Annotated in this window: 20 protein-coding genes and 1 pseudogene; 16 read left to right on the top strand and 5 right to left on the bottom strand. The window is 34.2% G+C overall.

Features of this window, described 5'->3' with window-relative positions; genetic code table 11:
* The first annotated feature begins 22 nt into the window (after positions 1-22).
* From F968_RS08365 to F968_RS08390, 7 genes are all read left to right on the top strand, one after another.
* A complete protein-coding gene (locus tag F968_RS08365) occupies positions 23-1,213 on the top strand; it encodes an AAA family ATPase (protein WP_004792138.1) in 1,191 nt (396 codons plus the stop codon).
* Positions 1,213-2,178: a hypothetical protein gene (locus F968_RS08370; RefSeq protein ID WP_004792140.1), complete on the top strand. Its 966-nt coding sequence runs from the start codon at positions 1,213-1,215 to the stop codon at positions 2,176-2,178. Before F968_RS08365 ends, F968_RS08370 begins: the two co-directional genes overlap by 1 nt.
* Position 2,179: 1 nt before the next feature.
* Entirely contained in the window at positions 2,180-3,769 is a 1,590-nt protein-coding gene (locus F968_RS08375; protein WP_004792141.1) for a DUF262 domain-containing protein, read from the top strand.
* Positions 3,770-4,008: 239 nt separating this feature from the next.
* On the top strand, positions 4,009-4,149 hold the full coding sequence (locus tag F968_RS19700; protein WP_004792143.1) for a hypothetical protein: 141 nt from the start codon (positions 4,009-4,011) through the stop codon (positions 4,147-4,149).
* 157 nt (positions 4,150-4,306) lie between these two features.
* Positions 4,307-4,489 carry a hypothetical protein gene (locus F968_RS08380; protein ID WP_004792145.1) on the top strand — a complete coding sequence of 61 codons (183 nt, stop codon included), beginning with the start codon at positions 4,307-4,309 and terminating at the stop codon, positions 4,487-4,489.
* A gap of 206 nt (positions 4,490-4,695) precedes the next feature.
* Positions 4,696-5,154: a hypothetical protein gene (locus F968_RS08385; RefSeq protein ID WP_004792147.1), complete on the top strand. Its 459-nt coding sequence runs from the start codon at positions 4,696-4,698 to the stop codon at positions 5,152-5,154.
* Between the two features lie 261 nt (positions 5,155-5,415).
* Positions 5,416-5,652, top strand: coding sequence for a hypothetical protein (locus tag F968_RS08390; RefSeq protein WP_004792149.1), 237 nt, complete (start codon positions 5,416-5,418; stop codon positions 5,650-5,652).
* A gap of 255 nt (positions 5,653-5,907) precedes the next feature.
* On the opposite strand, the gene F968_RS20440 is transcribed toward F968_RS08390, so the two are convergent.
* Entirely contained in the window at positions 5,908-6,084 is a 177-nt protein-coding gene (locus tag F968_RS20440; protein ID WP_004792151.1) for a hypothetical protein, read from the bottom strand.
* Between the two features lie 353 nt (positions 6,085-6,437).
* Between F968_RS20440 and F968_RS08395 the strand changes: the two genes are divergently transcribed.
* Positions 6,438-6,653, top strand: coding sequence for a hypothetical protein (locus F968_RS08395; RefSeq protein ID WP_004792153.1), 216 nt, complete (start codon positions 6,438-6,440; stop codon positions 6,651-6,653).
* Between the two features lie 282 nt (positions 6,654-6,935).
* Positions 6,936-8,069 carry an OmpW/AlkL family protein gene (locus tag F968_RS08400; protein WP_004792155.1) on the top strand — a complete coding sequence of 378 codons (1,134 nt, stop codon included), beginning with the start codon at positions 6,936-6,938 and terminating at the stop codon, positions 8,067-8,069.
* 108 nt (positions 8,070-8,177) lie between these two features.
* Here the strand turns inward: F968_RS08400 and F968_RS08405 are convergent, their stop codons facing one another.
* From F968_RS08405 to F968_RS08415, 3 genes are read right to left on the bottom strand one after another with little or no spacing between them, the layout of a single operon-like run.
* Positions 8,178-9,518: an MFS transporter gene (locus F968_RS08405; protein WP_004792157.1), complete on the bottom strand. Its 1,341-nt coding sequence runs from the start codon at positions 9,516-9,518 to the stop codon at positions 8,178-8,180.
* 9 nt (positions 9,519-9,527) lie between these two features.
* Entirely contained in the window at positions 9,528-10,340 is an 813-nt protein-coding gene (locus F968_RS08410) for an amidohydrolase family protein (protein WP_004792160.1), read from the bottom strand.
* 7 nt (positions 10,341-10,347) lie between these two features.
* The gene (locus tag F968_RS08415) at positions 10,348-11,637 is read right to left on the bottom strand and encodes an SLC13 family permease (protein WP_004792161.1); all 1,290 of its coding nucleotides are present in this window, start codon (positions 11,635-11,637) and stop codon (positions 10,348-10,350) included.
* A 111-nt stretch (positions 11,638-11,748) separates the two neighbouring features.
* Between F968_RS08415 and F968_RS08420 the strand changes: the two genes are divergently transcribed.
* The 7 genes and pseudogenes from F968_RS08420 (at position 11,749) to F968_RS08455 (ending at position 25,155) form a co-directional block, all read left to right on the top strand.
* Positions 11,749-12,480 (top strand): GntR family transcriptional regulator, encoded by a 732-nt coding sequence (locus F968_RS08420; RefSeq protein WP_004792162.1) that lies wholly within the window; start codon positions 11,749-11,751, stop codon positions 12,478-12,480.
* Between the two features lie 515 nt (positions 12,481-12,995).
* Positions 12,996-15,119 (top strand): calcium-binding protein, encoded by a 2,124-nt coding sequence (locus F968_RS20820; RefSeq protein ID WP_116772759.1) that lies wholly within the window; start codon positions 12,996-12,998, stop codon positions 15,117-15,119.
* A 246-nt stretch (positions 15,120-15,365) separates the two neighbouring features.
* Positions 15,366-17,105: a ShlB/FhaC/HecB family hemolysin secretion/activation protein gene (locus F968_RS08430; RefSeq protein WP_004793839.1), complete on the top strand. Its 1,740-nt coding sequence runs from the start codon at positions 15,366-15,368 to the stop codon at positions 17,103-17,105.
* Between the two features lie 24 nt (positions 17,106-17,129).
* On the top strand, positions 17,130-22,862 hold the full coding sequence (locus F968_RS08435) for a two-partner secretion domain-containing protein (RefSeq protein ID WP_004792169.1): 5,733 nt from the start codon (positions 17,130-17,132) through the stop codon (positions 22,860-22,862).
* 53 nt (positions 22,863-22,915) lie between these two features.
* A protein-coding gene (locus F968_RS08445; RefSeq protein ID WP_085942227.1) for an IS3-like element ISAba22 family transposase occupies positions 22,916-24,081 on the top strand; the annotation gives its coding sequence in 2 pieces (ribosomal slippage) (positions 22,916-23,174 and positions 23,174-24,081; 1,167 coding nt in all).
* Between the two features lie 43 nt (positions 24,082-24,124).
* Positions 24,125-24,613, top strand: a pseudogene (locus F968_RS08450) (hypothetical protein); the annotation flags it as partial.
* Positions 24,610-25,155 (top strand): hypothetical protein, encoded by a 546-nt coding sequence (locus F968_RS08455; protein WP_034596599.1) that lies wholly within the window; start codon positions 24,610-24,612, stop codon positions 25,153-25,155. The pseudogene F968_RS08450 and the gene F968_RS08455, both read left to right, overlap by 4 nt.
* A 304-nt stretch (positions 25,156-25,459) precedes the next feature.
* Here the strand turns inward: F968_RS08455 and F968_RS08460 are convergent, their stop codons facing one another.
* Positions 25,460-26,377 carry a LysR family transcriptional regulator gene (locus F968_RS08460; RefSeq protein WP_004792175.1) on the bottom strand — a complete coding sequence of 306 codons (918 nt, stop codon included), beginning with the start codon at positions 26,375-26,377 and terminating at the stop codon, positions 25,460-25,462.
* Positions 26,378-26,394: the final 17 nt, after the last annotated feature.

Consider the following 26,394-nt stretch of genomic DNA (forward strand, 5'->3'; position numbering starts at 1 on the left):
ATTTATTAAATATAAGGTTGTTATGCTTAAAAGCTTTAGTCTTGATAAATATAAGGGTTTTGGAGATAGACAAATAGTTGATCTGAAGCCTATAACATTGTTGTATGGCGAGAACAACTCGGGAAAAAGTTCGATTTCTCGATTTTTACCATCGTTAAAGGAAAATTATAAACATAATAATACTACATTCTATCCTATAGGTATGTTGGGCAAAGCAAACAAAAATTTTATATATGGAACTTCAAGAAGAAGCAGTTTTGAACTCTCTTATGAAGATATCAACATAAATTATCAATTTAATATTATTAAAGATGAAGTATTGATTACACAAATTCATTTAGCGGATCAAAATTCTAATGAGGAAATATTTGATCTTGATTTAGATAAATTTATTTATCGTAAGAAATCTAGTCAAGAGGAATACATATTAAAAAATATGGTTCCATTCCCTACAAACAGTGAACTTTGTAAAAAACTAAATGAGAAACTTGAAAAAATTAGAAATGGAGTTCTTTGGATATCTCCTTTACGTTATGTACCACAACCTATAGAAGTTTTTAGTCAAACTAAAGTTTCAAAAAAAAGTAATGGCAGTGACACTATTCAAGTACTAGCGAATAGTAAAAAGAGTGATCAAAAAGTATTTAAAAAAGTAGATAAATGGATTAAAAAGATTTTTAATCAGAAGTTGGATTTAAGCTTTTCAGCTGTAGGTGATTATGAAGTCTTTACAACAAATATCTCACCTATAGATTTTGAAACAATTAAAGTTCCTATTGCAGAGAGCGGCATGGGAATATCACAAATTCTCCCTATATTGATAATCTGTGCACAGGTATTAGAGGGAGAAGTTAATAATGAAAGTTATTTAATATTTGAAAACCCCGAATTACATTTACATGATGCCTTACATAAAGATTTAGCAGAAATTTTTGCTGAAGTTGTAAACAATGTAGCTTCAACAAAAATTTTGATAGAAACACATTCAGAAGTTCTCCTTCAGGCAGTACAACTAGAGGTTATAAAAGGTACGATCACACCTGATGCGGTCTCTATCAATTGGATAAAAAAAATTGAGGAAAGAAATGTTGTTGAGAAGGTTTTTATTAATAATGTAGGACAACTTGATGAAAATTGGCCAGTTACAGCTTTTCAGACAAGTAATAACCTTGCAAAAAAACATGTTTTAGAATTATTAGCAAGAGAACAATAATGAAATATTTATTAACTAAAGAACTACTAGGATGTGAAGAAAAATATTCAGATATTTATCTTTTTCTAAAATTAGCTGCGCGTAAAAACTTTCAAATTGTAATAATTGAAGATGATGAAAAACTTAAAAATTTTCAGAAACATTTTAGTTCAACAGTTTTAAATATAGTTCTTGAAAAAATAAAGAAAGATGTAAAGCTATTTACAACTAGAAAGAGCAATTTATTCAAAATTAATTTAGTAAAAGATAATACAAGTATTACTATTGAGGAAGCTATAAATATAATAAGTCAACCTTTTTTGATATGTATGGAGAATAATAGAAATGATAAAAATTTTTTAAATTTTTTTAGTGATAATGAACAACAATATTTATTAAAAGATTTAGAAGCTAGTTGTGAATTAGTATATTGGAGTGGAGGGGGAACGGGTGAACTTAAGAAAAAGATAGAAAATGAAGATTTCTGTTCAACTACTAGTTATGTTTTTTTTGACTCAGATCGATTGCCTTTTGATTCTACTTCTATTCAAAAAGCTTCAAAAGAAATTGAAAATATTTGTATAAGTAAGAATATAAAATATTCTCTTCTACAGCGTAGATTTATTGAAAGTTATGTACCTATGAAATCCTTAAGTGGATATGTGTATCAAAATAAAAAAAATAAGAAAAAGTATAATAAATTATTTCAAGAGTTTAGTAAGTTACATTGTAATGATACTCGTCATTTTTATAATATGAAAGTTGGGCTTAAAGGTGATATTGGAAGGGTTGGAGGTAAACAAAAATTAATCAAAACTTATTTTTATAATATTCCTTCAGCAAAAATTCAGATTTTTGAAAATGGTTTTGGGGATAAATTATCAGCTGTTTATGAAGAGAAAATGCCTATATCTGAAAAAATGAAAGATATAGAGGGTTGGACTGAAATTAATGGAATTGTTAAAAACATATTAATGGTGATTTGAAATGGCTGCAATTTATACTGATCCTCAAATTCTTTTTATTGAGCAAATTGTTGAGTTAATGAAGGATGGATTATTACTTTGTCCTAAATTTCAAAGGAATTTTGTCTGGGAAGCTGAAAGACAGATCGAGTTATTAAATAGTATTAGAAATGGTATTCCAATTGGTTCAATTATGGTTTGGGAGACAAAGATTCCTGTTAAATGTTATGGAGAAATTGGATCAATTAAGTTGCCTGTTGTAAGTGATCAAGTATATAAGAAATATATACTTGATGGTTTGCAAAGGTTAACAACTCTATTTACTTGTTTGAATCGAAGTGAAAACAACAATGAGTTTAATAAATTTTATTATGATCTAAAAAAGAAAAAGTTTTTTTATAACTTGGATAGTAAGTCTAAGCACGAATTTATGATGCCTATGAATATTCTTTTAGATAGCGTAGGTTTATTAAAGTTCCAAAGAAATTTAATGTTAAAGCAGGATTTGAATAATGTAGAAGATATAATTGATGAGATTGATCAGATTTCTGCTGCTTTTAGGCAATATAAAGTTCCAGTAATTCCTATATCTACTGATGATATTAAATTAGTAACTAATACTTTCCAAAAAATCAATAGTAAAGGAGTTCTGGTAAATGCTCAAGAGATGATTCATGCATTAACTTGGAATGGTAATGATTATGATTTTAATGAGGAAATTGAAGCTCATAGAAATAATTTTCTATTTTTGCAGTGGGGCGATATTACAGAAGATATTTTACTTAAAACTATAAAAGTTAATTTGAATTTGAATATTTATAAAACTGATCCAACTGTGGTTAGTTCTAGAATAAATTCAAATGTTAGTATAATAAAAAATTCAGTATATTATTTAAAACAGGCTATATTGTTTTTTAAAGATGATGTTTTAGTTCCTTCTATTAATTTTTTACCATATTCATTTCAGTTAATTATTCTAGCTAATGCATTTTATAATTTGAAAGTTGATTATAAAGAGCTTTCCTTAGAACAAAAAAATATTATATCGAACTGGTTTTGGTTTACTAGTTACACTGAGATATTTTCTGGTGCTAGTGATAATGAAGTAAAAAAAATTATAGATAATTTTAATGAAAATTTTAAAAATAATGAAAATTATAAACACTTTAAAAGGTTGGTAAGTTATGATTTTGAAAAAAACTTTAGTTATAATTTTAGATCTGTTAAAACAAAGAGATCTATATTATATTTCTTGAAATTATTCTCTGAAAATAAGAGTTTTGAAGAAACTAAAAGAGTTGTTTCAATTCTTCAAAAAAATGGAAGTGCTTCTTTTTCTAATATATTGGAAAGTATTGAATTGGATGAAATAGATAATAAATTTTATCCAACTATTGCGAATAAGTATATTAATGCTGTTGATAGTTCTGTATTTGATGATATCTATAATAGTAAATATTTAGATTTATTTTTAAATGAAAGTATAATTAGTTTAAATACTAGTGAGGATGTGGAAATAACTGAGAAAATTTCATTTTTAGAAAGTCGATTTAATAAAATATACAATATAGAAAAAGAGTTTTATAAGGATATAGTTGATATATCTAAATAAGCTTGTGTAAATAATAAAAAGTAGAGATTACCAATGTCCAAAGTAAATACTGGATTACGTTATAGTGGACGAAGAGTTGGTAATTTGCACTATTGTTACTAAAGAAAGCTTACAATCATGTGGGCTTTTTTATTACACATTGCTTAAAAAATATACAGAAACCTCGATAAAACGAGTTGGAACGCTACAAATGTGAATGATACTTTAAATTTCACTCTTCCCAATAAGTGAGGTGAGCAATGAAATTGTTAGCTTTGTTCAGTATGGGAGTTGCAGCGAGTTATTGTTATAAAACTATAAAAAATAGCGAGCAAGCTCTTCTGAAACCAACTTTTGATGAAATAGTAAAAAACTTTGTATTAGCAGAATTTAAAGGCTAATACATACCATTAATTTTAATTAAATAAAAAGCTCATCGGAAGGTGGGCTTTTTTGTTGTTATAGAATTCAGTTTTATTTTTTAGAAAAAATACACAAACTCTCTTGTTTATTTAGGTGTGTTGACCTAACAATGCGATATAACAGGAGTGTCAAATTATGAAAACAAGAATTGGCTACATTCCTAATGAGGAAGAAGAAGAGGAATCTTTGCTTACGGCGAAAGTTGATTCTGAAATTGAAAAATTAAGAAAAAGAAGGGATGAACGCACACTAACCTATACTGATGAGGAAAACGATATTAAGCATAAAATTCAAATAGAATCTTCATTGAAGAGTTAATATTAGATCTTCACAACTATATTGCGAATTAATTTGCAAAACCATTTTTTTTAAGGGTATAGAAAGTAATACTTACATAGAATCTATGGCGATTACATTTAGCTATATTATTATTTCATTTTTTAACGTTAAATTTATCATAATTTCATAAAGAGGTACTGAAGCGTAAAAAGACTTTTGAATCTCATAACTATAAGGAGATGGAGATGCCAAGGTATTTAGCTATCGCAGATAAAATATATGAAAAAATAAAAAATGATAAGTTATATACTGAAAATACAGTTGAGAACTTAAATTGTCTAATCAGTGAAATCCGTAAAGCTATTAAAGGTACTGAGTTTAAACTTAAACATAATTTTATCAATTTTGAAGAGTGTCTCTTAAAGCCATTAGCTGAGTGCGAAGTCAAAATTGATCTTTCTCTTATGCCTAAGTTTCAAAATGAAGATGAATTTATTTTGTGGTTGGCTGGCTTTATTGAAAGAATAACAATCGGTGGAAAGCCAAAACTTCCTCCTACGTCTCAGATGATACCAAAAGGATTTGAATTTAATAAAGATATCAAATCTGTACCAATAATCCCCCAAAAAGAAGAAAGTGTTGAAATGATAATAAATTATTTTAAATCTGAGGATTACTTTAAAAAAACTAAAATATCTTCGTGAGAAGAATATGAAGGTGTATGTGCATCATACTTCTTTACACTGCTGAAAATATTACAGCGACCGCCTCTGGGGCGGTTTTTTTAGTTGAATTTTTTTAGCTTTAAATAGAGCTAAATCATTTAGGATTTTGAACAACATAAAAATTAACGCCAGTAGAATTCGCCAAAATTAGATAAACATTTTTTAGTCATAAAAAAAATAATACGGCATAAAGATCAACGTGATATGGTATGTGAACACCTCCAAAAATAAGGATTAGATATGTCGGGCAATACAACGAAATGGCTTTGTGTGGGTGGTGTTCTAAGTGGAGAGTGGAGAGAGCAGCAATTAGAAGCTTTTGATGTTGATCCTAATGATTTAAATACTCATAGTTATGAACCAATGAAACTTATTAATCCTGTTACCAAGGCAGAACAACATTTCTACGTATATACGGAGCTACAAGAACAAGCATATGAGAGGGCAATAAATTTTGCTTTATATAAAAATCAATAAGGATGAGAGAGCACTTAAGTGCTCTTTTTCTTATGAGCGGATAAATACCAGTTAAGTTTAAAATCAATTAAAAAAGCCCCTCATATCTGAGAGACTAGTCATATCAATTTTCTGGAATGAATGGCTGTAATTTCTTAAATAACTAAACAAATCAAATTGATAAAAGTAGTTAATATTATAATAAATCAGTGCACTAATTTATTTTTTATAGTAGCAGAGCCTCAAAACATCTTCCAAGGCACTGTTAATAAGAAATTATTTGTTATTTGGATCAGGTTGTTCATTATTCTCAGGCAGGTCTTTTACGGTGCCAGGAACTTGTGAAGGTTCAGTTTCAGTAGGTGGCGTTGCCACAGAATGCTTGTTCATTTGAGCTTTGATCATATTTGTGTTGTTAGTTGTATTTTGTGAAAAACTTTTAAAACCTGACATTTTTATCTTCTTATCTTCACTAGGGAGAGTTCATAGTACGCTTTAAAAGCCTTTACATTGCGGTAGTTTTAAGACTGATATGTGTTGATATGTCGTAGAAAAAATCTTTATCTCGACGACTTATTTCATAAATAAAATCAATTATATATAACCTGTTGAGTCTTATCCTTTAAATTTTGAAATTACGCGATCCAAATTTCAAGTAGGGGTACATAAAGCACACATATATAAATTATTTTAAGATAGTGGATTAATACAGTTTTAAAAATTAATTCAATCGAGTTGTCTACAAAATATTGATAGTATAAAAATATCGTTAGGCATAATATGCATGATTAAATTGGAGCATATTGATGCTAAAAGACATTACAATTATTGATTTCCAAGGTAAAGAAAAAAGAGCACAGGCAAACTATACGGAAGTAAATACTAATAAAATCAAACATTCATCTAGAGTTCAGAGACCAAAAGTTGAATATATTTTGTTAAAAGGTGAATTTATTTACCCTACTTCAAATTCTGTTTTCTACAGCTCCGATGGCAACAGCTATTATATAGAGTACAAATGACTCACTTCGGTGGGTTTTTTAATGGGTAAAATATAAAAAAAGAAGTTGGCTTTAATCTAAGCAAAAATAAGCTCATCGGAAGGTGGGCTTTTTTTAATTTATAAATTTCCATAGAAAGTTCACTTGTATTGTATATTTTTCAATCAATTATAATAAATTAAGTAAAATTAATATATTGTTTTATAATACTTTTTATCGGAAAATTTTACCAAAAGTTAAAAAAATCTTTATTTTAAATGAAGAGGTTAATGGAAACCTCTTAAATAAAATAAAGGAAATAAAATGGATATTTTAAAATTAATAGGCGGAAATCTGCTTGCAGTGGCTTTTGTAACGGGAACTCAAACAGCACATGCAGAATTTAAACGGTTTTCTGTGTCTGCTGGGTGGTTGCATGTCATGCCACAAGGAAAGGCAAATCCATTCAACATCAATACTGCTGTAGCAAATGGAACCACTGCCAAAGTCGGAACTATTTCTACTTCAGCATTTATGAAATCAATAGACCCTAATGCAACATTATCAACTGGGGAAAATGCCAAAGAAGTTCTCGATATGGTATTTAGTCATCCAGTCGATGAAAACGGCAATCAGCAACAATCGGTTGGTCAGTTATTAGGGCTTGTAGATGAAAATGACATGGTTTCGCCAGATATCACGGGTACAGCAACCATTAAAGGACTTGAACAATGGGACGCTCAAGGGTCAGGCCTTGAAGCTGATGATATAGATACTTTGGGATTAATGTTTAATTATTACGTTAATGAAAATGTGTCATTACAGCTCATCGGTGGGATTCCTCCAAAAGTTGATATTAAGGGGAAAGGAGAAATCAACGCTCCGTTATCTGGTTTTGCAAATCCTGAAGGGTTAGCTGCTTTGGTTATAGGGGATAAACTTGATTTATTACAAGACATTCCGATTACTAATCTTGGTAATAAATCGAAAGCTGCTACGGTACGTGCATGGACTCCAGCATTAGAAGCTCAATATCAGTTTGGTAAGGCAGGAGTAAATAAATTTCGACCATATATTGGCGCAGGAATTATGTATTCACGCTTTTCCAATATTAAGTTAAACGACCAAATTAATTCTGACTTAATTGCTGCGGGGCATATGATTCAGAATGTTCTAGATAACAATGCTGGTGCAGCTTTAGATGGCAAAACTTCGAGTGCAAATCCATATGTTCGAGTTAAAGCAACTGATGCGATTGCCCCAATTGTGAGTCTAGGAGCTACTTATGACATCACACCAAATTGGTATGCCGTTGGTTCAGTGTCTTATGCTAAGTTAAATAACCGCGCAAATATTGATGTGATTGATAGCAAAACAGGTAAGCAGTTAATTCATGCCTCAACCAAAGTTGATATTGATCCTTTAATTACATATCTAGGTGTGGGGTATCGTTTTTAATATTTGTCTTTAAATTAGAATCGTATTTACTACAGTAAAGAAAGCCCTGCTAAATATTGTTTTTAGTAGGGCTTTCTTAAATTATGAGAGCAAATTAAATATCATTGCTTAAACCACTTTTTGAACCTTTTGCGCCTTCGGCAAAGTTGGTTTCCTTCCCAAATATAACGCAATCATTGCACCCGTAAATGTAAGCATACATAGCGGTAAAAGAGAAATAGGGAAACTACCCGAGTAGTCTTTGACTATGCCCATGATAGAGTTCATAAGGCCAGTACCAATATGCGCGATAGTATTGACCGCCGCAATGCCCACAGCAACTAAAGTAGGTGGTAAACGTTCAGAAACCAAAGCCCAGAAAGGACCTTTAATGGCATAGTTACCCATCAAAACTAACGAGAATAAAAGCAAGCTTAATGTTAAAGATGAAGTAAAAATCGTAAGAAGCAAACCAAGACTCGTCACAAATAGCGGAATAGCTGTGTTCAAACTCTTATTACCACTTTTATCAGCATGTATGCCCCAAACAATCATAAACACAGCGGCTAAACCAAACGGAATCATATTTAACAGACCGGTTTGCATAGCAGTTAAATGAAAGGCTTTTAAAATTTGAGGCATCCATAACGATAAAATATTGCTGGTTGCTGAACTTCCTGCATAGATAATTGCGAAGAACCATAAATATTTATTGGTAATAAGAAGTTTAAACTTACTCTTTTTCTGCTCAGCACTGTCTTGTTTTTCAGAATTTAACAATTGGTTTTTTTCAAAAGTTAAGGTGTTTGAGAGCCATTCCTTTTCTTCTTGATTTAACCATTTAACATTATTTGCAGTGTTAGGCAGCCATACAAGACAAAATAAACCAAGAAGAATCGCGGGTAAGGCTTCTAAAATTAAAAGCACTTGCCATCCACTTAAACCCAGTAAACCATGTAAACCTAATAATAAAGCAGATAACGGTGAACCGATAAAGTTAGATAAAGGAATGGCAACCATAAATACAGCAACAATTCGAGCCATATATCGTTTTGGGAACCAGAGCGTTAAATACAGTAGTACGCCCGGGAAAAAACCAGCTTCGGCAGCGCCGAGTAAAAATCTTGAAATCGAATAAGAAATGGGGCCGGTAATGAAGGCGGTACAGCAACCCACAATTCCCCAAGTAATCATGATTCTTGCAATCCAGATACGTGCCCCCAGCTTTTCCATTGCCATGTTGCTGGGAATTTCAAATATAACGTAGGCAATAAAGAATAATGTCGCACCGAAACCAAAGGCGGTAGCAGTTAAACCAATTTCTTGGTTCATGGTTAAAGCGGCGAAACCAATATTCACCCGATCAATATAAGCGATGAAATAACAAAGAATGAGGAAAGGAAGAATACGAAAAGAAAGTTTACGGATCGTTGACTTTTCTACTTCCGATATAGATATATCATTTTTCATACATACTCCTTATGTACGTGAGAAATCAAACAGCTCGGTCGGGTTCTGATTTAAAATTAAACATTGCTCGTGTTTATCAAACACGATGTGTTTAAAATTTTTAAATGCGTCCTCATAAGTTATTGAAGATTCATGTTGGGTATGCGGCCAATCGCTTCCCCAAATGAGTTTGTGTAAAAAGCCTTTTTCTTTAAGAATGTTATAGGCCTGTCGTGCCATATTTATATTGTTAGGCGTAGTACCTAAACGGTAGAAACCGGACACTTTAATCCAGTGCTGTTTTACGTTAAGTAAGCTTAGAAACTTCTGATAATCTGGATCTTCAATCCCTTTAACTGGGTCAACTCGGCCAAAATGGTCAATCACGACATTAAAACTATAGTCACCCAGTTGTGGTAAAAGCTGGACCAGATATTTTGGTGGAGCGTGCAATTCAACTTGCCAGTTGAGACTTTCCACATTTCGTAAAAACTTTTGCCATTCAGGCGTATTTAGCGAAGGTGGGTTAAGACCGAATAGATTTAAGCGAATACCGACGATGCCTTGTTCTTTAAGTTGCAATAGCTCATCAAAAGCCGTCGTATGTTGAACAACGGCGATTCCTTTTAAACGGTCAGGGGATTGCTGAATTGCATTTAACATCGCTTGATTATTTGTACCCAAAAAGCTGGGTTGAACTAAAACGCCATGCGTAAAATTGTGTTGATCAAGATGAGAGACAAAACTTTCTACAGTTGCATCGTAATCAGGTGCGTATCGTGCTGTTTCGATACTGTGGTCCTGAGTCGAAAAAACATGTGCATGTGTATCTATACAGTTCATTTCCATCTCACATTACAAATTTTAAAGCGAAAATAGCGATTAAAGCTGCGATTAGTCCTACAGGAATGGCTTTAAATAACAGTTGATTAAAGAATTTGGATTTATCGATGTCTGCTGGTGCTGAAGCCATAATGAGGCTACCGCCAGATGAGAAAGGAGAAATAGCTGTAGCTTGTGCCCCCACAACAATACAAATGAAGAGCACAAGTGGATTTAGACCAGACGTAATTGCAAGTGCTGGAACAATCGGAAATAGGGTTGGGGCAACGACACCAAGCGTGCTTGAAAATACAGACATAATGGCACTGATCAGACATAGCAGTACTGGAATGACCCAAACAGGAACGTTGTGTGCTAACCATTCTGAAAGTGTCGTAATAATGCCGAGTTTCACCCCTAATGCGATGAGCATACCGACACCACAAATCATGATAAGCGTTCCCCAAGGCACAAGTGCAACAACCTTTTTCTCATCGGCAAGTTTCATGAGTAAACTGATGAGTGAAAAGGTAATGGCAAGGAAGGCAATATCAATTTTGGAATTTAAAAAGCTAATAGCTTTTGCATCTGGAAAAACAAGGTGCAAGATTGGAAAAACTAAAACAATCGACATCATTAAAATAATGAGAAAAATTGATTGTTTCTGCTTTTTGTCGAATGGTTCAGGCTTTTGATCTTCAATAACAATCGAATTACTTTTTCTATTCCAGAGGGTGTAAATTCCCAATACCGCAATTGGAATAATTAAAGTTAAGACAAAAATTCCGCTACTATATGAAAAAGCAGTTTGAGAGCTAATGCCTGTATTTTCCATTAAGCTTCGGAAAATAATGCCACTTTGAGAGGTCATAAAATTTGCGCCAGCTAAAGCGCCGTAATTTGCAGCCATCCCACCAATAATCATATTCATATTGGTTTTTTTACACAGCAGCAGGGTAATCGGTGCCATAAAAGCAAGTACGGTATAAAAACCTGCGCCTAGGCCGGCAATAATGGTCGCGGCGAAAAAAATCGCTAAAGGTAAAAACTGAGGAAACTTACGGCACTTATATAAAAGATGACTGGCGAGCTTTTCTAATGCGCCATTTGCCAGAGCAAAGTTATAAAACAGAGTAACAGATAAAATAATAAAGAAAATTTTGACAGGCCATAATTCAATAACTTCAGAAGGCTTAAGACCCATACCAAAACAACCGATCAGGTAGGCAAACGCGATTGTAAAAAATCCAATATTGATTTTTGTTTTATAACCTAAACCTATAGATACAGCTAAAGCCATCAGCATCAATGCAGTCATATTATCTTCCTTGATAAATATATAAACATCTAAACATATATATGTTTGGTTTTTTGTATTACATAGAACTATGCTAATATTGTCAAATCGATTTCATAATGTTTAACGCAAATGCTTGATGAGACTGCATTTAAAAATTTTAAATTGCCAAGATATGAAAAGGTCCGTTGGGAACTTCAAAAACTCCTGATCCAGTCTAAGTGGACAGTGGAAGAGCCTATTCCAAGCGAACAAGAGCTTGCGCAAATGTATAGCGTATCGGTTGGAACCGTTAGAAAAGCTGTAGAAGGGCTGGTTGAGGACGGCTTGTTAATTAAGTTGCAAGGAAAAGGCACTTTTTTAAAACAACCTAATTTTGAAAACTCACTTATTCGTTTTTTTAGACTACGTAATAAAAAAGGCGAACTCATTCAGCCACAAGGTCAAATTAAAAAAGTAGAAGTGTGTGAAGCGATACCGGAAGTAAACTCAGAGCTGGGGCTTGGGCTTACCGAAAAGTTGCTTTATATCGAGCGTGTGCGTAAGCATGAAGAAGTCGTTGTTTTAAGTGAAAGAATTTGGCTGCCTGAAGGTTTATTTAAAAATCTGGAAGAAATTCCGATCTCTGATTTTGGTAATTTACTTTATCCTTTTTATTATCAGCACTGTGGCCAATTTGTTTCTTCTGCAAGAGAACGGTTAACTTTTGAGAAAAACATTAAAGATAGCTATTTAAATAATAACCTTGACGATCCTTTGGTTAAAGTGTGCCGTATTGCAAAAAATCTTGAAGGGGGGGCTGTCGAGTACCGTGAGTCGTTTGGTTTAGCTCATAATTTTCATTATGAAATAGCAATTAACTAATTCTTTTTATAATCTTTAATTTTGGTTTGTAGTTGATTTTTTTACGATCTGGTGGAGGTAGACACTATCTCCTTAATGATTTAGCACCCGCTTCTCGAGCATTTCCATAAAAGTTTTTAAAATAATGTTGTGGTTTTTGCCTTTCCTCTCCGATCAATTACTTTGAATTTAAGAACTAAAAATATTGTAAGTTAAGAGATTTTTAGAATTCTGATCAAATTACTCTACTCATCTGTTATAGATCTAATATAAAAATTATATCAATTAATAAAATTATTATTATGAATTTTTATATAATTTATTATTTTATGGTAAATTTTGCGTTATAAATAGGTTTTACAAAAATGAAAAATATATTTACTTTTACTAAAACTGATCAAAAAACTATTCAATAGAGGGTTTACTTAAATGATGAACTTTTAAGTGCTATGACAGCAGAAAAACTGATTTATATTTCTTACGAAGATGATGAATTAATACAACCCAATGCTACAGATACTAGAGAGATTGAAAGCGTGACTCAATTAAATACATCTAATGATACGGCATCAATATTAACTAATTTATTTAGTTATGATGTAAGTACAGATAAAATTATTTTTAATGCACCAAGTGACAGTTACATTGTTGAACAAAAAATTAATAACACTTGGGTTCAGGTAAATCTTGAGGAAAAATTTGATTGGTTGAATACAGAATTTCGAGTAACTGTTACAGATCAAGCTGGAAATAGCTCTCAACCCCTAACCACTATAATTAATACTGGATCAGGGACTTACAGACCAACAGATACTGCCTCCAATCAAATTGTTAAAGGATCTACAGGAAATGACTATCTATATGGTGGTGATGGAAACGATACTTTAATTTCTAATACAGGCTCGGACTATCTATATGCTGGGACTGGTAATGACACGTTGATTTATGGTGGTAATTCAAATGGGTATACGGCTTTACTAGGTCAGACGGGTAATGATACTTACATTGTAGATAAAGCGGTACTTGGTTCATCAAGCTATGTTCATATTCTGGATAACCCGACTGAAGAAAATATTCTTCAATTAAAATCAGTCTCAGCTGACGAAATTATATTAAAACAATCTAATACAGATATCATCATTACATTTAGTAATTCATCATCAACCGTACATTTTGGTGAAGGACAATTATCTTCTATTGTATTTGATGATGGAACATTCTGGAATAAAGCTCAAATCGAAGCTAATACTATTGGCAAATTATTAGGCACAGATGCAAATGATTATTTACAAGCAGATGCTGAAATTTCAACTATTTATGGTTTAGAAGGCAATGATACGATTCAAGGTGGTGTACAGAATGATTATCTATATGGTGGTGATGGAGACGATACGTTAATTTCTAATACAGGTACGGACTATTTATATGCTGGGGCTGGTGATGACACGTTGATTTATGGTGGTAATTCAAATGGATATACGGCTTTACTAGGTCAGGCGGGTAATGATAGTTACATTGTAGATAAGGCATTGCTCAATTCGTGGAGTTACGTTCATATTCTAGATAACACGACTGAAGAAAATATTCTTCAGTTAAAATCAGTCTTAGCCGATGAAATTATATTAAAAAAGTCTAATACAGATATCATTATTGCATTTAATGATTCAACTGCCACAATACATTTTGGCGAAGGACAATTATCCTCAATTGTATTTGATGATGGAACTGTTTGGGATAAAGCTCAAATTGAGGCTAATGCTATTGGAAAATTATTAGGCACAGATGCAGATGATTATTTACAAGCCGATGCCGAAATTGCAACTATTTATGGTTTGGGAGGCAATGACACGATTCAAGGCGGTGTACAGAATGATTATCTATACGGTGGTGATGGAGATGACACGTTAATTTCTAATACAGGTACGGACTATTTATATGCTGGGGCTGGTAATGACACGTTGATGTATGGTGGTAATTCAAATGCGTATATGGCCTTACTAGGTCAGACGGGTGATGATACTTACATTGTAGATAAAGCATTACTCAGTTCATGGAGTTACGTTCATATTCTAGATAACACGACTGAAGAAAATATTCTTCAGCTAAAATCAGTCTCAGCCGATGAAATTATATTAAAACAATCTAATACAGATATCATTATTGCATTTAATGATTCGACTGCCACAATACATTTTGGTGAAGAACAATTATTTTCAATTGTATTTGATGATGGAACTGTTTGGGATAAAGCCCAAATTGACCAACATATTGCTAAACCTGTATTTGGTACAACTGGTAACGACGTAATCGAGACAAGCATAGCAAATCAAACTTACTCTTATATTCTAGGAGATGGTGCAGATACTGTGGTTTTTAATATTCTCGATAATACAGATAATTTAGGTGGAAATGTTAAGAGTGAGTGGACTGATTTTAATCTCGTAGAGAATGATAAAATTGATTTGTCTCAATTGCTTATAAATGAAAATGGAAATCTTCAAGATTATATTTCTGTAAAAGATACTGAGGCGGGGCTAATTATTTCAGTTGATAGAGATGGGTCTAGTCAATCTACGTATCATTCGCAAGAATTAATTTTGCTTACTGGTAAGCATGATACCTTAGAGAACTTAATACCTTCAAATACCTTTATTCATTAAGTTGTTTAATAAGAGACTAAAAAAAGAGACCATTAATTGGTCTCTTTTTAAACTTCCAATGATCCGCTTTTCAAGCATCTCCATAAAAGTTTTAAGATAATTTAGTTTTTTATTAGAATTAATAAGATAGAGGTCGGTAATTACTTAATCTTTATAAATTTTATTTTATTAAAAGATAAAGAAAAATTGAATAATATGTTTTTTTGTGTAAAATATTGTGACTATACGTACAATTCTGTATATGAGATGTTAACTAAAAAATTTATAACTTCTTCCCTTATTCTTTTTGCGGGTTTTCACCAATATGTCTATGCCATTGAAGATGTTTCTTTACCGAGTCAGGTGCTTCAAGATCAGCGTTTAAAAGAGCTTAACCAGCAAATACAAGACCAGCTTGCCCAGCAAACTCCTTACCAAAACACCAAGCCATTACAGGATTTTAAGCATCTGGTTGTTGAAGAGAGCCCATGTGTAGCGGTTAAAAAAATTAGTTTTGTCCCTTTAAATGATCAGTCTGAGTCTGAACTACAGCAATTTAACTTTGTGGTTAAAGCTATAAAAAAACACCCACAGAATGTTTTGGGTAAATGTATTGGAACCCAAAGTTTACATAACATCGTGAACTATGCCCAAAACGAACTTTTAAAAAAGGGTTTTATTACCAGTCAAATTATCGTGAGTCCGCAAGACTTAAATCCGGGTAATTTAAACCTGAGTGTGCAAATTGGTCGCCTGAATAAAATCATAATTCAGGAAGGTAAAATTTCCTCATTACAGCTTAAGACAGGCTTGCCCTTTAAAGCGGGCGACATTGTAAATCTAAAAAGGCTTGATCAGGGGCTGGAAAATCTCAAACGTGTCTACACAGTAGATATGCAAATTGCGCCTGCAAATAGTCAAGATAAAGAATTAACGGGCTATAGCGATTTAATACTTAAACTTCAGCCACTACAAAAAGTTAACTTCAATTTAAGTGTAGATGATTCGGGTAATCAGGATACCGGTACCTATATGGGAAACATCGGGATAGGTGTCAATAACCCGTTTCATCTAAATGATATTTTATCGTTAAATGTGAGTCACTCATTAGATGACTTTCATGAAGACTTAAACCGAAGTTATTTTGTTAGTTATCAATTGCCTGTTGGTTATTATGATTTAGGTCTTAGCTACAATGACTATCAATATAAGCAAACAGTCTTAGGTGCGAATGGTCCACTGCTTTACCATGGTAACAGCCAACAAGCCAACCTGAATTTGTCTCGTGTGATTAGCCGTAGCGGGCAGCATAAAACTAGTCTGTATGGAAAACTTTATCATAAGGAAAGCCAAAGTTTTATTGATGATGTTGAGATTAATGTCTTACACCGTAGAACCTCAGGCTGGAATTTAGGGTTTCAGCATCGTCAATATTTAGGAAATGCAGTATTAGACGGCAGCATCGATTACCGTCGTGGGATGGGAGTAGGTGCCCGAACTGCACCAGAAGAAAATATTACCAATATTGAGGGAAAACATCTTCCTGTTGAAGGTTACTCCCGTGCGCCACTTTTAAGTGCCGATTTACGTTTTAGCGCACCATTCCTTTTGCTCGAAAAACCTGCTCAGTACCGCCTTAACTGGCGTGGACAATATGCACCGAAAATTTTAGTACCGAATGACCGCTTTTATATTGGCGGGCGCTATAGCGTGCGTGGTTTTGACGGTGAACTCATGCTCTCCGGAGATAACGGACAGTATGTACAACAAGAAATCAGCTTGAATGCACCAATTCCTAATACCCAGTTTTATATGGCAGTCGATCAGGGCTGGGTCAATGGGCGTAATAGCATACCGGGCCAGCGTTATTTACTCGGGAGTGTTTTAGGGCTACGCACCTATCAAAATAGTTTTTATCTGGATGCCTTTACAGGTCGGGGACTGATTGCACCTGACAGCATAAAAAAAGACTGGGTTACCGGTTTTAGTATCAACCTTTCTTATTAATTTACTTTAGAAAAGACTTTATTCATGAACAAGAATAGTTATCGCATTATTTATAGCAAAGCACGTCAAATGTTTGTGGCTGTGGCTGAAAATGTACGGAGCCAAACCAAGGCATCAGGCCAAAGTGAAGCAAGTACCCAGAGCAATATTAATAACACTGAATTTCAGGCATTTCACCAACTCTGGCAAGTGAAAGCATTGGTTGCCAGTATAAGTTTGTGGATGCCTTTAGCACCTGTCTATGCGGGTATTGTAGCGGATAGTGCAGCAAATGCTGCGAATAGAGCAGTGATTGGTGCTGGTAAGAACTCGGCTGGTACAGTTGTTCCGGTAGTCAATATTCAAACTCCCAAAAATGGGATATCCCATAATATTTATAAACAGTTTGATGTACTGGCTGAAGGTGCCGTCCTGAATAACAGCCGCCAAGGGGCTACAACACAAACAGTAGGAAACGTTGCAGCCAACCCATTTTTAGCTACAGGCGAAGCGCGAGTTATTTTAAATGAAGTAAATTCGTCAGCGGCTTCACGCTTTGAAGGGAACTTGGAAGTTGCAGGGCAAATGGCAGATGTGATTATTGCCAACCCGTCTGGTATTAGTATTAAAGGTGGCGGCTTTATTAATGCCAACAAGGCAATTTTTACTACAGGTAAACCTCAGTTAAATGCTGATGGCAGTATTAAGCAGTTTACGGTTGACCAAGGAAAAATTACGGTTTCAGCAAACCCTAATTCTAAATTTGGACTAGGTGGAAATAATAACGATGCCAATTATGTGGACCTCTATGCGCGTGCATTAGAGCTTAGTGCTGAACTACGTGCCAAAAATGATATTCAGGTGATTGCTGGGGCAAATAATGTCAGTGCAGATTTGCAGGATGTTACAGCTAAAACAGGCACAGGAACTGCACCGACATTGGCTGTAGATGTTAAAGCGTTGGGTGGGATGTATGCTAATAATATCTATCTGATGGGGACTGAAAAAGGTTTGGGCGTGACTAACGCGGGGACTATTCAGGCAGTCAATAATCTGGTGATTACCAGTGCCGGAAAAATTGAACACAGTGGCACCATCAGTTCGACCAGTAAAACCCAAGGTTTAGTGAACATACAAACAACAGGTACGGGTGCAGCTGCCGATATCAACTCATCAGGCAGTATTAACAGTAATAGCATGCTAAATATCGATTCAGGTAATAACCTGAATGTAAATGCTAAAGAAATTATTATTAATGTCGGTAGCGTGGCTTCCTCACCTTTAATCGTTAATGCCAAAGGTAATATCAATTTAGCGGCAGATACCCGCATTATGGATGACTCACAAGGTGGAGATGTCTATATTGATGCTGCGAATATCAATCTTGCCGCTGGATCAGAACTCAAAAGTAACCGTGGTACAGCAACCATACAGGTACAAAAAGATTTGGTTGCAGCAAAAGGCGCAAAACTGATTGCTGCCAAAGATTTAAATGTTTTAAGTAACGGTAAGTTATCACTTACAGAGAACCATATACAGGCATCTTTAGGTTCAATCAATCTACAAGCAAATTCGGCTAATACCCAAAACCTGATTGATCTTCAAGGTGGGACGATTTATGCGGGTAAAGATTTAAACCTGTATAGTTCAGGAGATCTAAATCTAAAGAATCTTGGATTTTCACTTGAAAATGCTGCAACACGTGTTAAAAACATTAAAGCCTACAGTGGACGTGATCTGGTCTGGAACAATGCTGACAAAGCACTTCCTCTTATTACAGGTCTGGTTCAGCTTGATGCAGCCAATAATTTAACCGTTACAGCAAAAGAAATTTCCAATAAAGACAGCATTCAACTCCATGCCAATCAAATAGCACTCAATAGTGCACTGACTTCACAAAAGAATATCGACGTGAGTTCTGAAATTGCTGATCTTGTTTTAAGTCAGGCACTCAAGGCTCAAGGTGATATTAATCTAACCGCACTTGCTGGTGGAATTACTGCAAATAGCTTAAAGGCTACATCTTCGGCTGGAAAGATTTCTATACTCGCGAATAAAAATATAAATTTAAACTCGACCCAGATAACCAAGGCGATGCCTTCGGCTGATAAAGATGAACTAACAACTGATCAGTCTGTTATTAGTGGTTCAAAAGGGGTAACGCTTGGCTCGATTGGTGATGGCACCGTTAACTTGCAATCGGTACAAGTTAATGCAAATCAGGGCGATATATTAGTTTCGAGTAATAATGGAATCAATCTAAAGGCTAATACCGATGTAGTTGTTACTGGGGATACGGGTCGATTTAAAACGGTAAATAATGTTCTAAAGGGACAAACTGTTTCGATAGAAAATAGTAAATCCGATATTAAAATCCAAAATACAGACCTCAGCTCTACGGTTGGTAAACTTGCGATCAATAGTAGAGCGGGCATGAGTACAATTATCGATAGCGTATTAACGTCAAAAGGTAATACCGAACTCTATGCAAAAGATTTACTGACTTTACAGGGGGTGAATGCTACATCAGACCAGCATCTGGCGGTAAGCTCTGGTCGTACGGTTTATAGCAATGCTGAGTATACGCCAGCGACCAAATGGATTGCGGATAAAGTCACCAACCTAACATCTAAAGGGGTGACCTCTGTAACGGCTACAGGAAACCAAGTATTACAAAATACAAATTTAACGGGCGGAGCGGTTTTATTAGAGGCGGGTGGTTTTATTGCAGGTCAGACTGGATTGAACTTAAATGCGGTCGGAAGTGATTTACTCAAGAATGATACAAAGTTAAATAGTTTAAATGGTGACCTAACAATTCAAACCAATTCTAACTTAACGATTGACCCAAAAGTTTATAGTCTAAAGGCGGTAGGTGATATTGAGCTTGTATCTAAAAATGGCACTTTGACTTTAAAAGGCTATGGTGGAACAACCGGTAATGGATCAGAACAAGTTGTTAAGTTGGATACAGCAAATGGTGTTATCAATTTAGAAGGTGCTAAAGTTGATATTCAAGGTTCACAGTTAACAGCACAAAAAGATATTAAGATTGTTTCAAGTAAAGATGATGTGCTGATTGATGGAATAAAAAATAAATTAAATAATATTATATCTGATAAGCAGTTGAAGAATTCTAACGAAGAATTAGAAATTTTGAAAAGAGAATTAGAAAATGAGCAAAAAAATATAGAAAGTAAAGAAAATTATAAGAAGTATGCAGATGAATTAAAAGAAATTCATAAATTTTTTGAAGAAGGTATGGAGGTCATGAGAGATTTTAACTTTCAGCAAGGCCGTCAGATGATAGGCTTTGCAATGGAGAGAAAAAAATTATTAGAGCAGAAATATCCAGAAATAAATGGTCCATCAAATAAAATAAAATTATTGATAACTGATCTAGAAAATAAAATAAGTTACTTTAATAGTAATATAAATGGATCTGAACATTCTGAAGCTGAATTAACTTCAATATTAGGAAACGTAAACATTACTTCTGCTAAAGGTTTATCTATAAGTGGAGGAAATATTTCTGCTCAATCGGGACAAGTTAATTTGGAAGCAAGTGGAGTTTTAGCCGAACAGTATAAATCTTCAATTACTAGTGGGGCTAATCAGCCACCAAAATCATTAAATGCAAGTATTATTATTGATGGTCATACAGATTTTTATAGTAAAGGTACTGAAGGTGAAGGAAATTATAGCTTCAGAACACTAGTCAGCCCTACCATTATTAATGGTGATAAAGGAGTTACTATAAGAACAGTAGGTAAAACTAAAGATGATAATTTGGTTTTACAAGCTACTGGTATTACTTCAAAAAATGGTGACGTAAAAATAGAATCAAATAAAAGTATTTTATTTGATGCAGCTATTGAGCAAAGCTATGATCTGACCACCACGACTGAAAAGAAAAAATCATGGGGTGGTTTAAAGAAAAAGTACATTACGACTGTTTCTGAAAATAATGACACCAATGCAGCTTCAGTTGATATTTCTGCAAAGAATATTTCTATTGAAACGAAAAAACTAGATCCGTCAGTAGCTGCTCAAACTCCAGATAATAATATTGATATTTATTCTGGGCGTTTTACTGCTGAGGGTGGAACAGTTTCGATTAAATCTGGGGGAAATCTTAACTTTTACACTGTGGAAGAATCTTCTAGCAGTACAGTAGATGTTACAAAGAAAACCTCATATTCTAAACTTATCTCACTTTTAGCTTCCTCAAAAACTACAACTAATACAACACGAACACAGATTAGCGAATTACCTGCAACTTTAAAAGCAGACTATATTGGAACTAAATCAGGCTTTGATACTAAGCTTGTTGGAACAGAGTTTGAATATTTAAAAGATGCAACGATTGAAACAGGAGGAACGCTTGAGTTAATAGCCGCAAAGACATCTATTACAGAGCTCTTAAAAAAAGAAAAAAGCTCATTAGCTTGGCAGGCTATGCAGGATAAAGGCTCAATTACTGAAACTGCTCAATTACCGAGTTTTAACGGTCCAGTTCTACCTACATTTAAAGCGGCAGGTGGTTTAAGTGTACAAGTTCCAATTAGTGAAAAAGATGCTAATAAGGTAGAGCTACGTGATGCAATTCTTGAGTTATCTAAACAGCCTGGGAATGAATATTTAAAAGAGTTTGTTAATCGAAAAGATGTAGATTGGCAAATGGTTTTATTAACTCAAAAAGACTGGGACTATAAATCACAAGGTTTAACAGGAGCAGGGGCTGCGATTATCGCGATTGTAGTAACAATGGTTACTGCAGGAGCCGGGGCAGCAGTCGTGGGTGCTTTGGGGGGATCTGCGGCTACTTTAGGTGGATCTGCTATTGCTATGACACAGGCAGCATTGACATCTTTAGCTACTCAAGCAAGTGTGAGCTTAATCAATAATGGTGGAAATATAGGAAAAACACTTAAAGAATTAGGAAGTAAAGACTCAATTAAGAATTTGGCGGCTTCAGTTGTTACAGCAGGTTTATTAAGTCAAGTTAGTACAGCTCTAAATTTAAAACCAGATAGTACTGTTTTCTCAGATAGATTGGTAAACAACTTTACTACCTCAGTCAGTTCTACATTAGTACAAACTGCTATTAATGGAGGAGACTTAGAGGAAAACCTTAAAGTTGCTTTATTATCTGGTTTAGCTGGTGCATTACAAGGACAGATGGCACAAAATATTAAAGGGCTAGAAGATATTAATTACATTGCTCATAAGTTAGCGCATGCTTTAGCAGGATGTATTGCAGGAGCAATTCAAGGACAATGCCAAGCTGGTGCTATTGGCGGAGCTGTTGGTGAAATTGTTGCAGGTTTTATCCCTCCTTCAAGTGGTTTGCTGTATACAGAAGAAGAAAAAGAAAAAATATTAATGGTTGGACAACTAACCTCAGGCGTTATCGCTGCTTATGCTGGATATAATGTAAATGTTGCATCTAACTCTGCAAATATAGCCTTAACAAATAATGCTTTTAATGAAAAGAAAGTTAAAGAGCTATTGGACCAAGCAAAAGGATATATGGGAGAAAAGGGTGGACAAGCGTTAGATGCAGTTAGTAGAGGAATCGCTAAAGGTGACATAAGTGCTTTAAAAAATGCCCAAACTCAAATAGCCGAATATTTATTAAAAAAAGCAGATTCTGGTGGATTGTCACAAGCAGAAATGGTTACATTTGGTACCTTATATGCTTTGAATGAAACTTTATTTCCCACAAATATTCTAGATGTTATCCCTGGGGCAGGGAAAGCAATTGATGTGTGCTGAAAAAACAGGAGGTTTTAACTTGGTAAACTAAACACACTCATCAGGAGTTTACCATGAGCAAGAAACACAAGACTTACACCACAGAATTTAAAGCTGAAGCCATCAAATTAATTGAAGCCAATCAAGGCAATGTCTCGGAAACAGCCAGACAACTTAGCATTTCAATGCAAACTCTTTCAAATTGGAATACCAAAGCAAAGGCTGGAACTTTAGCAGGTACAAAACAGTATTCACCTGATCTAAACGCTCTACTCGAAGAAAATAAAAAACTCAAACAACAGCTCAAAATAGCTGAAATGGAACGTGAATTTTTAAAAAAGGCAGCAGCGTACTTTGCCAAAGAAAGTCAGTAAGGTACGCCTATATGAAACAAAAAAGATATTCTTTTCCAATTACCTTAATGGCTCGATTACTTCATGTTTCAGTTTCATGTTTTTATGATTGGCTCAAGAGAGGCGTGAGCAAAAGAACGATTCAACGAAATCAACAGACGATATTGGTGAAAATAGCCCATGAGGAGACAAAGCAGAGCTATGGTTATATTCGATTAACCAAATACTTACAAGCTCAGGGCATAAAAATGAGTATGTACGCTGTACGTCAGATAAAAGCGCTGAACCACCTGTATTGTAAGCGACACAAGCGTTTTAAAAGGACTACGAATAGTGACCATAATCGAGCGATCTATGAAAACCTGCTGGAGCAACAATTCTCAATGACTAGACCAAATCAAGCATGGTCAAGTGATATTACGTACATATGGACTGTTGAAGGATGGCTGTACTTAGCAGCGGTAAAAGACCTTTACACGAAGCAAGTGGTTGGCTATAGCTTAAATGAGCGCATGACAACACAGCTTGTTTGTAATGCGCTAAATATGGCTATTCACAATCAAAAACCAACCAAAGAACTGATTGTGCATTCAGACAGAGGAAGTCAATATTGCAGCCATGAATATCGAAATATACTTGAGCAATATGGTTTTCAAGGTTCAATGAGCAAGCGCGGAGACTGTTACGATAATGCACCGATTGAAAGCTTTTGGGGAATACTGAAAAATGAGTTAGTGCATCATTACAACTATCAAACCAGAGAAGAAGCCAAAGCAGATATTATAAAATACATTGAATTATTTTATAATCATCGAAGAATTCAAAAGGGTTTGGGTTTTAAGACACCAAATCAAATGGCCGAAGACTTTTATAAGTTGGCTGCCTAGAATCTCCCAAGGGAAAGTCTCCTGATAATTCAGCGTATATCAAATTGGTAAAGGTAATGATCTTTTAAAAGGAATTAGAGCAGCTGCCCCAGCTTCGGCAGCATCTGCTACTGCAAGATTAGGGTTGAGAGAAGATTTAGCTAAATTAGCAAATATACCTCGCAATATGGAAATTCAACCAGCAAATATATGGGGGAAAACTATTCAGGATATTAAATATTCATTTGAAATGGATGGTGCAGTACTTACATTAGTACCTCCTAAATCAAGTACTTCTGGATTAGCCCAAGTTTATAGTGTTAAAAATAGTGCAACGGGTATCAAAGAGTTTGAATATCATCCTGGTGGTGGTACACATTCCAGTGATGGGGTTAGATATTATAAAATAGTTATGAATGATGGAACTCAGTTTAGAATTATTGATCCAAATAAGAGTTTTAAACCAGGAACTATCACATCAAATCAGATTTATCTAAATCCAAATGGACAAAAATTGAAATATGAGAATGGTAAATGGGAAATTTGGAAATGAAATTAATTCCTGATCTATATGCACCAATTAACCCAAATAAAGGTGCTGCTGGCTTTAGCTTGGGAATGCGTTATATTGACTTCTTAGAGCAAGCTGAACATCTATTTATTAATGATTATTTGAACAAAATGCATTCTGATAGTATCTGGAGGATCTATGAACAAAGAGTATTTAATGAAATCACTCAAACTCAGTATAACTTTAACTATTGTTATTGGCAGGATTCAGTAGTATTAGTCTTTAATGGAGATAATTCTGAACTAGAGTCCATCCAGTTATATCCAGGCTATAAAGGTGCACTTTTTAAAGAATTTTATATTGGTAATAGCTTAAGTAAGCTTCATGAGAAATTTAAATTTTTCTTTTATGCTGATATGCATTATCTAATAGATAGTGATAGTGATAGTGATAGTGATAGTGATGAAGAGGAACCTGTTTTAATTAAAGGTGTAGCATTGAAAACTGACTATTTAGTTGAATATTCAGACACTTATTGTGACCATGTCATAGAACAAATAAATGTATTCAAAGTTAATACATAGAGTGAGCTTTTGTAATTCATAGAGATCGTTTAAATTTAACGATCTCTAGATCTATTTTAGAATTGGTATTTTGAATAAGTTGTTATGTTTTTGAACATCATTTTAAATGCTGGTTCAGTACTTTATTTAAAATACCTTTACTCTTAACTTCCGAAACTGTAGATGTATTAATATATATATTACTCTAATTAATGATGGCCCATTTTAAATGGGCTTCGTCCTATAAAATAGTAACTTATTCTTAATAAGTTCTATATTATACTTCCATGAATTAATAGAAAAGCTCTATTAATATAAAATATTCCTAACCCCCAACGATTCGCTTCTCGAGCATTTCCATAAAAGTTTTTAAAATAATATTGTGGTTTTTGCCTTTGTGAGTAATTAAGCAAATAGGTGTACTGTAATGCATTTTTTCCTTTGAAACAGCTTGCATAAAATCATCTTCAACCCATTTTTTTGCATAATGGTCAGGCAAAAAACCTAAGAATTTTCCAGTTAAAATCAAAAATGCAATTCCTTCACGGTCACTGGCTGTCGCTTTACAGTCTAAAAGCTGGTGCAACTTTGCCGCTTCTGGTGTTATTGCATAATTAGGAAGTACAGCTTGCCATTTTTTTAATTCATCTAGTTCCATCTTGCTACATTTGCCAAACAAGGGATGGTTTTTACCGCAGTACAAAAATGAACTTTCGCTATATAAATCAAAATAGTCTAGGCCAGACAGCGGAGTCACAAGGGGAATTGCTCCTGCATGTAAACGGTTATCTAATACACGGCACTCAATATCTGAAAGTGTGCTCATGCTAATGTTAATAAGCACTTCAGAATGTTCTTCGGCAAGTTGTGCCAGCGTATTGGTAATGTAGCCACTTGGCATGGTCACGAGGTTATTAATAATACCTATATTAAATTCACCCTTTAGACGGTTATGCATTTGATTGACTTTGGAGCGAAAGTCTTCGATAGAAGCGGTAAGCACTTCTATATATTCTAAAATTTCACGTCCTTCATCAGTCAATGCAAACCCTGCGCGGCCACGTTGACATAGCCGAATGCCCAGACGATTTTCTAAATCACTCATATGCAAACTAATCGCAGAACGGCTAATACCAAGAATACTTTCGGCAGACGTAAAACTGTGACAGTCACAAACCGTTTTAAATACTTTAAGTAATTTAATATCAAAATCAGTGACTTGATTTAATTTTTTAGGTTTCATTTAGTTTTGTTTTTTTA

The sequence above is a fragment of the Acinetobacter sp. NIPH 817 genome, assembly GCF_000368405.1.
Taxonomy (GTDB): domain Bacteria; phylum Pseudomonadota; class Gammaproteobacteria; order Pseudomonadales; family Moraxellaceae; genus Acinetobacter.